Here is a 10,424-nt window from a genome sequence, read left to right as displayed (position 1 = left end):
GTGCTCACCTGGTGCTTGTCCAATCTCTTCGTCGGCAGCGTCAGATGGTGTTAAGGTACAACCTACAATGTCAAAGAACCATCCACAAACAAACCGGACAATCGATCAATCCCGCTATCTCTAGCGAAAGACCGCTGTCCGTCCATGTGGCGACCGCTGCAACCGCTCCTGAAAAGAGCAACGCCGCTGCGGTGAACAGCCCTCTACGGGCCCATGACAGAACCGTCAAATACTTTTTGCAATTTTATGTCGTCGGGATCGGAACCCCGCAGAAATCCGCCGTTTTTCCGCATCTGCCTGCGGCCAGTCACGAGCGGGCGGGGCGAATCACGTCTGCTGAATATAATCACGCATTGCTGCCGCATCGGCTTCGATGCGGTCGATGCGGTATTTGACGAGGTCGCCGATCGACACGATCCCGATCAGTGCACCGCCCTCCACCACCGGCAAATGGCGGATGCGGCGATGGGTCATCAGTGACAGGGCCGCGAGGACCGAGTCGTCGCGCGTGACCGTCAGCGGTTCGCGGGTCATCAGGTCGCCGATCGCCGTCGCGAGCAGCTGCGCGGCATCACCATCGGCCAACAGGCGGACGACGTCGCGTTCGGAGAAGATCCCCCGCACCACCACCCCGTCCACGACCGGCACAGCGCCGATGCGATGTTCGGCCAGCAGCGCGATCGCGTCGCGCAGCGGCGTATCGGGGGCGATCGCGATCGTGTCGGCACCCTTGCGACCGAGAATGGCGGCGATGGTCATGGTCCTCTCCCTGGCGATGCGATCGTTGTCGCGGGAAGAGCATCCCATATCCACGCGCAAAGACAAGCCGCGGAAGCGACGACGGCCGGCGTTCGCGAACGAACGCCGGCCGTCAGATGAGCCGTTGAGAGACGCGCCGGTTACTCGGCGGCCGCGATCTCGGTCGAGGCGGCGCGGACCCGACGGCGGCGCGGCTTGGGCGCCTCCTCTCCGGCCGGTGCCTCCGGCTCGGCAGCGGTACCGAGCGCGGGAGGCAGGCGATCGGCATCGAACGCGGGAGCGTCGGCCTGCACCGCTTCCTCGCGCGGCTTGCGGGTACGGCGACGACGAGTGCCCGCCTCTTCCTCACCCTGCGCCGCTGCTACGGGAGCATCCCGATCCTCGGGCACCGGCGCGACCGGCGCCTCGGCGACCGGCGCGGCGCGCTCGGGACGCTGACGGTCGTCGCGCTGACGTTCCCCGCGCGGACGTTCCTCACGGGAACGATCGTCACGCTGGCGATCGTCACGCTGGCGATCGTCACGGGCACGGTTCTCGCGGAAACGCTCCTGACGCTGCGGCTGCTCGACCTCGCTCATGCGCGATTGATCGTCGGCCCGGATCGGCTCGCCCTCGTCACCGAAATCATCGGCGTCGTCGAACTGGTCGAAATCGTCGCGCTGGCGACGCATCGGCTGCTGATCGTCGCTGCGGCCGCGCTGATCGGCGAGGACGCGGAAATAATGATCCGCGAACTGCAGGTAATATTCGGTGTTGACCCGATCGCCCGCCATCTGCGCGTCGCGCGCCATGTTCTTGTACTTTTCGAGCAGTTGCGCGGCATTGCCACGCGCGCGGCTGTCGATCCGGTTGCCGCTGTCACGCTGCCCATGGCCGCCGCCGCCACCCTGACGCTGCGGGCCACCACCACGGCCGCGACGGCGACCGTTCTGACGGTTGTTGATCAAATCACTGTCCTCGTCCTGGAACCAAAACCGGCATTCGCTCCCGATGCACGGGTTGCAATCGTTCCCCGGCGCCACGACGACGTTCGTGTCGTGGGCCTGCCATGACCGCCGGACCGCAGCGGTTGATGACGAAGGGAGGGCAGGCGCGCCATCCAACGCATGTCGGTGAGTTCGCGAGCCCCTGCGCCGTCTCTAGACGCACGGCAGGCGTTCTCAAAGCGAAATATTGGTGCGTAGGCGCGCAAAATCAACCCGTGACCACCAGACAGCGGTCGCGATCACCCAGATCGCGGCGGATGCTGACCGATAGCCCCCGATCGAGGAACAAGGCTGCGGCGGATCGCCCCTGATCCGCGCCGATCTCCACACAGGCCACGCCCCCGGGCGCGAGCAACGGCGGAAGCTGGCGCGCGATGCGGTGATAGTCGTCGAGACCGTCCGCACCGGCAAAGAGCGCGGCTGCGGGTTCGTATGCCGCCACCTCCTCGGGAAGCGCGGCGCCGGCCTCGACATAGGGCGGATTGGTGAGGATGAGGTCGTAGGTAGCGGTGATCCCGTCCGCCCAGTCGCCGCGCGCCAAGCGCGCGCGGGCGGCGAGGCCAAGCGCCTCGGCATTGCGACGGGCATAGCCGAGCGCGGTGTCGGAGGCGTCGACCCCCTCCCCGTGTGCGTCGGGCCATTGGTCGAGCGCCGCGAGCAACAGCGTGCCGGGGCCGGTGCCGAGGTCGAGGATCCGGCGCGGGCCCTGGGTGCCCTTGAAATGATCGACGGCGGCGTCGAGCAAGGTCTCACTGTCGGCGCGCGGGACGAGGACGCCGGGACCGACGTGCAGGTCGATCGTCCAGAAGGCGCGCGTACCGGTGATATAGGCGACCGGTTCGTGCGCGGCCCGGCGCGCGGCGAGGGCGGCGAACCCGTCCGGAACGGGGTGATCGTCGAGGGTGAGGAGCAGGCGCTCACGGGTGATGTTCAGCGCGTGGGCGAGCAACAGCTCGGCGTCGAGGCGCGCGGTTGGCGAGAAGGCGAAGCGCCGGGCGGCGTCGCGGAGGGCCTCGCGGGGGGTCATGCCCGCACCGCGAATGTTGTGAATGTTGAGGTGGTGACGGGGTGACTCAACATTCCGGTCGCACGCGACAAGCGGCGTGACGTGGCGGCGATTGCTGCCACAAGGCCTTGTTTTGCTTGACTCTGGGTTCCGGCGTTCGCCGGAACACGGGAGAGCGGGGCGCGCGCGAATGTTGCGAATGTTGAGACGGTAGCGCGGTGACTCAACATTCGGGCGGGGGTGTGGGGTCCGCCTCCCCCCGTCATTGCGAGCGCAGCGAAGCAATCCAGGGCTGTTGCCCGGACGCTCTGGATTGCTTCGCTGCGCTCGCAATGACGGGGGGGCATAGGGTCCACTTTGGAAGAGACGAATGGGATAATAGCGTGTGATGGGGCGTGTAGGACAGCGCCGCGGCAAAGCCGCGTCGTCGGTCGGGGCGATGCCCCGCCCGCCGAGCTTGGCCGAGTCCTGTCGCAAGCAGCGACAGGCCAGCCTGCGCTACGCCTCGATCGTCGCCAGCCGCTCGGCCTCATCCTCCGCGATCAACGCGCCGATCAGTTCGTCCATCTCCCCCGCCAGAATCTCCGGCAGGCGATGGAGCGTCAGGTTGATGCGGTGGTCGGTCACGCGCCCCTGCGGGAAATTGTAGGTGCGGATGCGTTCCGACCGGTCGCCCGAGCCGACCATCGCGCGACGCGTGCCCGATCGCTCCGCCGCCAGCCGCTCGCGCTCCGCCTCGTAGAGCCGGGTCCGCAGCACCTTGAGCGCCTTGGCCTTGTTCTTGTGCTGCGACTTCTCGTCCTGCTGGATCACGACCAGCCCGGTCGGCAAGTGGGTGATCCGCACCGCCGAGTCGGTGGTGTTGACCGACTGCCCGCCGGGGCCGGACGAGCGATAGACGTCGATCCGCAGATCCTTCGCCTCGTCGATCTGGACGTCGACGTCCTCGGCCTCGGGCAGCACCGCGACGGTCGCGGCGGAGGTATGGATGCGCCCGCCGCTTTCGGTCACGGGCACGCGCTGGACGCGGTGGACGCCGGATTCGAACTTGAGCCTGGCGAACACGCCGCTGCCGGTGACGCTGGCCACGACCTCCTTGTAGCCGCCCGCGTCGCTGTCCGAGGCGGAGATCAACTCGACGCGCCAGCCCTGCGATTCCGCATAACGCTGGTACATGCGGAACAGGTCGCCCGCGAACAGCGCCGCCTCGTCGCCGCCGGTCCCGGCCCGCACCTCGAGCATCGCCGAGCGTTGATCGGCGGCGTCGCGCGGGAGCAATGCCAGCGCCAGCTTGCGATCGGCGGCGTCGAGCGCGGCGCGGTTGTCGCGCAACTCCTCCTCGGCCAGCGCGCGCAGTTCGGCGTCGGTGTCGGCGGCCATGTACGCGAGGCTCTCGGCCTCCTGCCGCAGGCGGCGGACCTCGGTCGCGGCCTGCGCCACGGGTTCGAGCTCGGCATATTCCTTCGACACCGCGACGAAGCGGTCGCCGTCGAGATTGCCGGTCGCCATCTGCGCGGCCAGTTCGTCGCGGCGCGCCTCGATCTGGCGGATGCGGTCGATCGAGATGGTGGTCATGCGGGAAGCCGCACCACCGCATCAATCTGCCCTGCCCTCGCGACATCCCACGAGCGCTCGACTTGGAGGACCTGAGAGAGAGCGTTCAGTATGGCTTCAACGTGAGCGTCGCCAAGTTCGTGCTCTTGATTGGCTCGAACAGAGATGCCGGCGGCATCCCCATTTGGAAACTGATCGCACCCAACGATCACGCGTCCGCCGGACTTCGCCTTTGCAGCTTCCTCAAAGCGCTTTTTCGCCTTGCCTCGAAAACCGATATCAACGCTGAAGCCCAGCCTACGAAGGGTCGCGGAAATGCGGATGGCCATCTGCTCGGCCGATGGCGTTTCTGGGATCACTGAGATAGCTGGTCTTTCGACATGCGGCTCCTCGAGCAGCATCGCCAGCCGCTCGACCCCTGCCGCCCAGCCGACGCCCGCCGTCGCCGGTCCGCCGAGGCTTTCGACCAGCCCGTCGTAGCGCCCGCCTGCCAGCACGGTGCCCTGCGCGCCGAGCCGGTCGGTGACGAACTCGAACGCGGTGTGGCGGTAATAGTCGAGGCCGCGCACCAGCCGCTCGTTGCGCTGGAAGGCGACGCCCGCTGCCTGCAACCCCTTCTGCACGCTGTCGAAGAAGGCGCCCGCCTCGGCGCTCATATAGGCGTCGATGCCGGGGGCGGCGTCGGCGATCGGGCGGTCGCGCGGGTCCTTGCTGTCGAGGATGCGCAGCGGGTTCTTGTCGAGGCGCGTCAGGCTGTCCTCGCTCAACTCGCCGCGATGCGCCTCGAAATGGGCCACCAGCGCGTCGCGCCACGCGTCGCGGGTCGCGGCATCGCCGAGCGTGTTGAGTTGCAGCGTCACGCCCTCGGCCACGCCCAGTTCGTGCAGCAACTGATCGGCGAGCGTGAGCAGTTCGACGTCGGCTGCCGGTTCGGGCGCGCCGATTATCTCGGCGTCGATCTGGTGGAACTGGCGATAGCGACCCTTTTGCGGGCGTTCGTAGCGGAACACCGCGCCGCTGGTCGTCAGCTTCAGCGGCGCGAACTGCTGCCAGCCGTTGGTGATGTAGGCGCGCGCGATTCCCGCCGTGAATTCGGGGCGCAGCGTCAGCAGGTCGTCGCCCTTGTCGGGAAAGGTGTACATCTCCTTCGACACGACATCGGTCGTCTCGCCGATCGAGCGCGCGAAGACCTGCGTATCCTCGAACACCGGCACCTCGACGCGTTCGAAGCAATAGAGCCGCCGCACGCGCTCGAACGTGTCGAGGACGTGCGCGAAGCGGCGCTGTTCGTCGCGGAAGATGTCCTGCGTGCCACGCACGCGCTGCGGTGTCGGAATACGGGCCATATAGGCGCGTGCATCTAGTCGCGGCCAGCCCCAAGCGCTAGCGCCTGTTCGCATGAGCGATCGACCGCGATGGTGGGGATTGGGACAGCGCGTCGCGCCGCCGCGCTTCGTGCTGTTCGCGGTCGTGGCGGCGGGTGCGGTCGCGGCGCTGGTGCCGTGGCTGGGCGCGGCGCGCGGGGTGATGGCGGGGTTCGATATCGCCGCGATCGTGTTCCTGCTGAGCGTCGTCGCGTTGTTCGGGCATGACACGCCGCAGCAGATGCGCGCGGCGTCGGCAGCGAACGACGCCAATCGCGGGCTGCTGCTGGCGGTCGCGGCGGTGGTGGTGCTGGTGATCCTGGCGACGGTCGACAGCGAATTGCGCGGGCGGGAGGACGGACAGGCCCGATTGCTGGTGATCGTGACGCTGGCGCTGGCGTGGCTGTTCCTCAACATGGTCTATGCGCTGCATTATGCGCATCTGTTCTACATGCCCGGCGACGCGGGCAAGGATCGCGGCGGGATCGGCTTTCCGGACACGGAGGCGCCCGATTACTGGGACTTCCTCTATTTCAGCTACACGCTGGGCATGACGTTCCAGACCTCCGACGTGACGATCGGGTCGGCGGCGGCGCGGCGCGTGGCGCTGGGGCAATGCCTGGCCGGGTTCGTGTTCAACCTCGGCGTGATCGCGTTCAGCATCAACGTGCTGGGGGCGAGTTAGGCAAAGGGGCTGGACGCCGGGGCGAGCGGCTGGTTAGTCACGACAGTCACCCTGCCTTATCGGAGCCCCGATGATCCGTCGTATCGCGTTCGCCGCTCTTCTCGCCTCCGCCAGCCTCTCCCCTACCCTCGCGCAAGTCCCGGCGGGCAACAGCGCGCCACAGCCGGTGCCGATCGTCGACACGATCCCCGCCCCCCGCGACGTGCGCTTTCCCGGTACGATCCGGCTGAACGTCGATGCCAGCCAGACCGAACAGGGCATCTTCCGCGTGCAGGAGACGATCCCGGTGCCGCAGGCGGGGCATATGGTGCTGCTGTTCCCGAAATGGCTGCCGGGCGCGCATAGCCCGCGCGGCGAGATCGAGAAGCTGGCCGGGCTGATCATCACCGGCAATGGCAAGCGGATCGAATGGACGCGCGACACGGTCGACGTCTTCGCCTTCCACATCGACGTGCCCGCCGGAGTGAAGTCCATCGAGGCGAACTTCCAGTTCCTGTCGGCGACGCAAGGCAATCAGGGGCGGATCGCGATGACGCCGACGATGATCTCGCTCCAGCCCAATTCGGTCAGCCTGTATCCGGCCGGGTATTTCACGAGGGCGATCCCGATCCAGATGACGGTGAAGTATCCCGACGGCTGGACCGCGGCGGGGGCGATCCCGGCGAAGAAGACGGGCGCGACCTACAACTACGACACGACCAATTACGAGATCCTGGTCGATTCGCCGGTGCTGGCGGGCAAGTACGGGAAGGTCTGGCCGCTGAGCCCCCGCGTCAACCTGAACGTCTTCGCCGACGATCCCGCCGAGCTGAACGCGACGCCGGAGCAGATCGCGGCACATGCGCGGCTGGTCGATCAGGCGGTCAAGACGTTCGGCGCGCAGCATTACGACAAATACGAATTCCTTCTGTCGATCACCGACCAGCTCGGCGGAATCGGGCTGGAGCATCACCGGTCGAGCGAGAATGGCGTGACGCCGGGATACTTCACGAAGTGGAACGACGGGCCGGGCCGCCGCAACCTGTTGCCGCATGAATTCACGCATAGCTGGGACGGGAAGTTCCGGCGCGGGGCGGAGCTGTGGACGCCCGACTATCGCACCCCGATGCGCGATTCGTCCTTGTGGGTGTATGAGGGGCAGACGCAGTTCTGGGGCTATGTGCTGCAGGCGCGCTCGGGACTGGTCAGCAAGCAGGACACGCTGGACCAGTACGCCGCGATCATGGCGTTGTACGACAGCCAGCCCGCGCGACAGTGGCGCGCGCTGATCGACACCACCAACGACCCGATCATCTCGTCGCGCAAGCCGAAGGGCTGGACCAGCTGGCAGCGCAGCGAGGATTATTACAACGAGGGGCTGCTGGTCTGGATGGACGTCGATTCGCTGCTGCGCGAGAAATCGGGCGGGACGAAGTCGATCGACGATTTCGCAAAGGCCTTTTTCGGAATCCGCGACGGCGACTGGGGCGAGGTGACGTACACGTTCGACGATGTCGCCAGGACGCTGAACGGCATCGTGCCATGGGATTGGGCGGGCTATCTCAACCGTCGCCTCACAGAACACGCCGAGGGCGCGCCGATCGAGGGCTTCGCGCGCAACGGCTACAGACTGATCTACAAGGACACGCCGACGCCGTCGTTCAAGGCGGCGGAAACCGCATCCAAGTCGACCAACCTGACCTATTCGGGCGGATTGACCCTGGGCGGCGATGGCGAGGTGACCGGCGTGACCTGGGACAGCGCGGCGTTCAAGGCCGGGCTGGCGATCGGCGACCAGATCGTCGCGGTGGACAACCAGGCGTATAGCGCCGAGCGGCTGAAGGCGGCGATCACCGCGGCCAAGGATAGCCGGACCCCGATCCCGCTGACAGTCAAGCAGGGCGAACGCTACCGCAGCGTCGCACTCGACTATCATAATGGCTTGCGTTACCCGGCACTTCAGAAGGTCGGCACCGGCGACAGCGGTCTCGACCGGCTTCTTGCGCCCCGCTGACGCGGGGCGTTCGCACCTCCAGAGGGGAAGAGAATGCGTATCGACCTGATCCCGGTGGGCAAGAGCCCGCCCGACGACCTGAACGTGGTGATCGAGGTGCCGACCGGCGGCGAGCCGGTGAAGTACGAGTTCGACAAGGCGTCGGGCGCGCTGTTCGTCGACCGCATCCTGCACACGCCGATGCGCTATCCGGCGAACTACGGCTTCGTGCCGCACACGCTGTCGCCGGACGGCGATCCGCTCGACGCGCTGGTCGTCGCACGCTCGCCGTTCATCCCCGGCTGCGTCGTGCGCGCGCGCCCGATCGCGGTGCTGAACCTGGAAGACGAGGCCGGCGGCGACGAGAAGCTGGTCTGCGTGCCGGTCGACTCGACCTTCCCCTATTACACCAACGTCGGCGAGAAGGACGATCTGCCCGAGATCGTGTTCGCGCAGATCGAACACTTCTTCACCCACTACAAGGACCTGGAGAAGAAGAAGTGGGTGCGGATCGGCACCTGGGGCGATCGCGAGGAAGCGCGCCGCATCGTGATGGAAGCGATCGAGCGCTACGAAGCCGCCAAGGCCGAGGGCGAAGAGCCGCACGACCACGACGTGCCGGGCCGCGCGTAAATCATGATGAGGCCCTCTTCCTTCGGGAAGAGGGCTTTTTCTTTGCCGGCGCGCGCCGCCCGGCCGCGACGCCCAGCAGCGCCCATTCCCGCGCCGCCTCCGCATCGTCGTAGCAATCCTCCGGCGCGCGGCGATAGTTCATCGACGCGATCGTCCCGTCGCCGCGCTCATGGGTGAAGCGCGCGCAGCCCGCCGCGTCCCAGGTCGCGTCGCTCTCGGCATCGCCCTTGAACCACAAACCGCCGTCGCCGCCGACGATCGCGAATACCGTGCCGTCGAGGTAGAGCGTCGCGCCGCCCATCATCCGCCGGTGCGTGACGACACCTTCCGCCGCCAGCGCCTCGGCGATCCAGTCGATCAACCCGTGGTCGAGCGCCATCACTCGCTCTCCCCTTTGCATGATGACGTCGAGCGATTCCGTCATTGCGAGCGGAGCGAAGCAATCCAGGGCGTCCTGGTCCGGGACTGGATTGCTTCGCTCCGCTCGCAATGACGGGGTGAGTCAATCGCACACCATCTCGTTCTAATGACCGGCCGTCAGCTTCAGCCCGGCGATACAGCCGACCGCGCCGAGGATCAGCAGCAGCCGCAGCGGCGTCGCCACCTCTCCGTAGAACAGGATGCCGGTCAGGACGGTGCCGAGCGCACCGATCCCGGTCCAGACCGCATAGGCGGTTCCCATCGGGATGCTGCGCGCAGCGACCTCCAGCAGCAGCATCGACAGCGACACCGAGGCGAGGAAGCCGAGCGTCCAGCCGACATGCCGGAAGCCGTCGGCGTTGCGCAGGCAGGTGGTGAACCCGATCTCGAACAGGCCACCGGCGATCAGCCACAACCACGCCATCAGCCGCGCCCCGCGAGAAGGCGGAGCGCATCGCCATCGACGCGCTGCACGGTCCATTCGTCCTGCGCGATCGCTCCCTTGGCGCGGTAGAAATCGATCGCCGGGGTATTCCAGTCGAGCACCCACCATTCGAAGCGCGCATAGCCGCGATCGACCGCGATCCCGGCGAGTGACTGCAACAGTGCCGCGCCCGCGCCCTGCCCGCGTGCCGCGGGCGCGATATAGAGGTCGTCGAGCCAGATGCCGCGCTTGCCGGTCCAGGTGGAGAAGGTGAGATAGAAGATCGCGAAGCCGACCGCGCGACCGTCGAGATCGGCGATCAGCCCCTCGGCCGCGGGATGCGCACCGAACAGCGCGTCGTGGAGCATCGGCTCGGTGGCCTCTACCGCGTCGGGTTGTTTCTCGAAGGTGGCGAGGTCGCGAATGAAGCCGAGCATCGTCGGGACGTCGGCGGGGGTCGCGGGGCGGATCGTGACGGTCATGGGAAGCGGTGTACCGGGTTCGGTGCCGGCACCCAACGGCCATTCCCGCAACGGCGGGAATCCAGAACCTCTGACGTTTCGACCCTTGCGAGGACCTGCGCGTCTGGATTCCCGCCTTCGCGGGAATGACGGAATTGGC

The 10,424-nt window shown here is 67.1% G+C and carries 11 protein-coding genes and 1 pseudogene; 3 read left to right on the top strand and 9 right to left on the bottom strand.

What is annotated here, in order from left to right; genetic code table 11:
- Nucleotides 1–327: 327 nt before the first annotated feature.
- From NS334_RS02800 to hisS, 6 genes and pseudogenes are all read right to left on the bottom strand, one after another.
- Nucleotides 328–759, bottom strand: coding sequence for a CBS domain-containing protein (locus tag NS334_RS02800; RefSeq protein WP_058754454.1), 432 nt, complete (start codon nucleotides 757–759; stop codon nucleotides 328–330).
- 140 nt (nucleotides 760–899) lie between these two features.
- Nucleotides 900–1,337, bottom strand: coding sequence for a hypothetical protein (locus tag NS334_RS19335; protein ID WP_342585527.1), 438 nt, complete (start codon nucleotides 1,335–1,337; stop codon nucleotides 900–902).
- A gap of 177 nt (nucleotides 1,338–1,514) precedes the next feature.
- Nucleotides 1,515–1,781 (bottom strand): annotated as a pseudogene (locus NS334_RS19330) (DUF4167 domain-containing protein); the annotation flags it as partial.
- A 172-nt stretch (nucleotides 1,782–1,953) separates the two neighbouring features.
- Nucleotides 1,954–2,772, bottom strand: coding sequence for a peptide chain release factor N(5)-glutamine methyltransferase (gene prmC, locus NS334_RS02790; protein ID WP_058754453.1), 819 nt, complete (start codon nucleotides 2,770–2,772; stop codon nucleotides 1,954–1,956).
- Between the two features lie 477 nt (nucleotides 2,773–3,249).
- Complete coding sequence (gene prfA / locus NS334_RS02785) at nucleotides 3,250–4,326, bottom strand: peptide chain release factor 1 (RefSeq protein ID WP_058754452.1); 1,077 nt, start codon at nucleotides 4,324–4,326, stop codon at nucleotides 3,250–3,252.
- Entirely contained in the window at nucleotides 4,323–5,651 is a 1,329-nt protein-coding gene (gene hisS / locus NS334_RS02780; RefSeq protein WP_058754451.1) for a histidine--tRNA ligase, read from the bottom strand. Before hisS ends, prfA begins: the two co-directional genes overlap by 4 nt.
- A gap of 52 nt (nucleotides 5,652–5,703) precedes the next feature.
- On the opposite strand from hisS, the gene NS334_RS02775 reads away from it, so the two are divergent.
- The 3 genes from NS334_RS02775 (at nucleotide 5,704) to ppa (ending at nucleotide 8,959) form a co-directional block, all read left to right on the top strand.
- Nucleotides 5,704–6,354: a DUF1345 domain-containing protein gene (locus NS334_RS02775; protein ID WP_058754450.1), complete on the top strand. Its 651-nt coding sequence runs from the start codon at nucleotides 5,704–5,706 to the stop codon at nucleotides 6,352–6,354.
- Between the two features lie 70 nt (nucleotides 6,355–6,424).
- On the top strand, nucleotides 6,425–8,347 hold the full coding sequence (locus NS334_RS02770) for a M61 family metallopeptidase (protein WP_058754449.1): 1,923 nt from the start codon (nucleotides 6,425–6,427) through the stop codon (nucleotides 8,345–8,347).
- A 33-nt stretch (nucleotides 8,348–8,380) separates the two neighbouring features.
- Nucleotides 8,381–8,959 carry an inorganic diphosphatase gene (gene ppa / locus NS334_RS02765; RefSeq protein WP_058754448.1) on the top strand — a complete coding sequence of 193 codons (579 nt, stop codon included), beginning with the start codon at nucleotides 8,381–8,383 and terminating at the stop codon, nucleotides 8,957–8,959.
- A gap of 1 nt (nucleotide 8,960) precedes the next feature.
- On the opposite strand, the gene NS334_RS02760 is transcribed toward ppa, so the two are convergent.
- The 3 genes from NS334_RS02760 to NS334_RS02750 all read right to left on the bottom strand — a co-directional run bounded on the left by NS334_RS02760 (nucleotide 8,961) and on the right by NS334_RS02750 (nucleotide 10,285).
- The gene (locus tag NS334_RS02760) at nucleotides 8,961–9,338 is read right to left on the bottom strand and encodes a TfoX/Sxy family protein (RefSeq protein ID WP_058754447.1); all 378 of its coding nucleotides are present in this window, start codon (nucleotides 9,336–9,338) and stop codon (nucleotides 8,961–8,963) included.
- Nucleotides 9,339–9,482: 144 nt separating this feature from the next.
- Nucleotides 9,483–9,803, bottom strand: coding sequence for a DMT family transporter (locus NS334_RS02755; protein WP_058754446.1), 321 nt, complete (start codon nucleotides 9,801–9,803; stop codon nucleotides 9,483–9,485).
- Nucleotides 9,803–10,285 carry a GNAT family N-acetyltransferase gene (locus NS334_RS02750; RefSeq protein ID WP_058754445.1) on the bottom strand — a complete coding sequence of 161 codons (483 nt, stop codon included), beginning with the start codon at nucleotides 10,283–10,285 and terminating at the stop codon, nucleotides 9,803–9,805. The genes NS334_RS02755 and NS334_RS02750 overlap by 1 nt, the downstream gene beginning before the upstream one ends.
- Between the last annotated feature and the right edge of the window lie 139 nt (nucleotides 10,286–10,424).

This window comes from Sphingomonas endophytica, assembly GCF_001476895.1.
Classification (GTDB): Bacteria; Pseudomonadota; Alphaproteobacteria; order Sphingomonadales; family Sphingomonadaceae; genus Sphingomonas; species Sphingomonas endophytica_A.
Note: the sequence above shows the minus strand (reverse complement) of the source record. Positions and strands in the feature narration are given on the sequence as shown.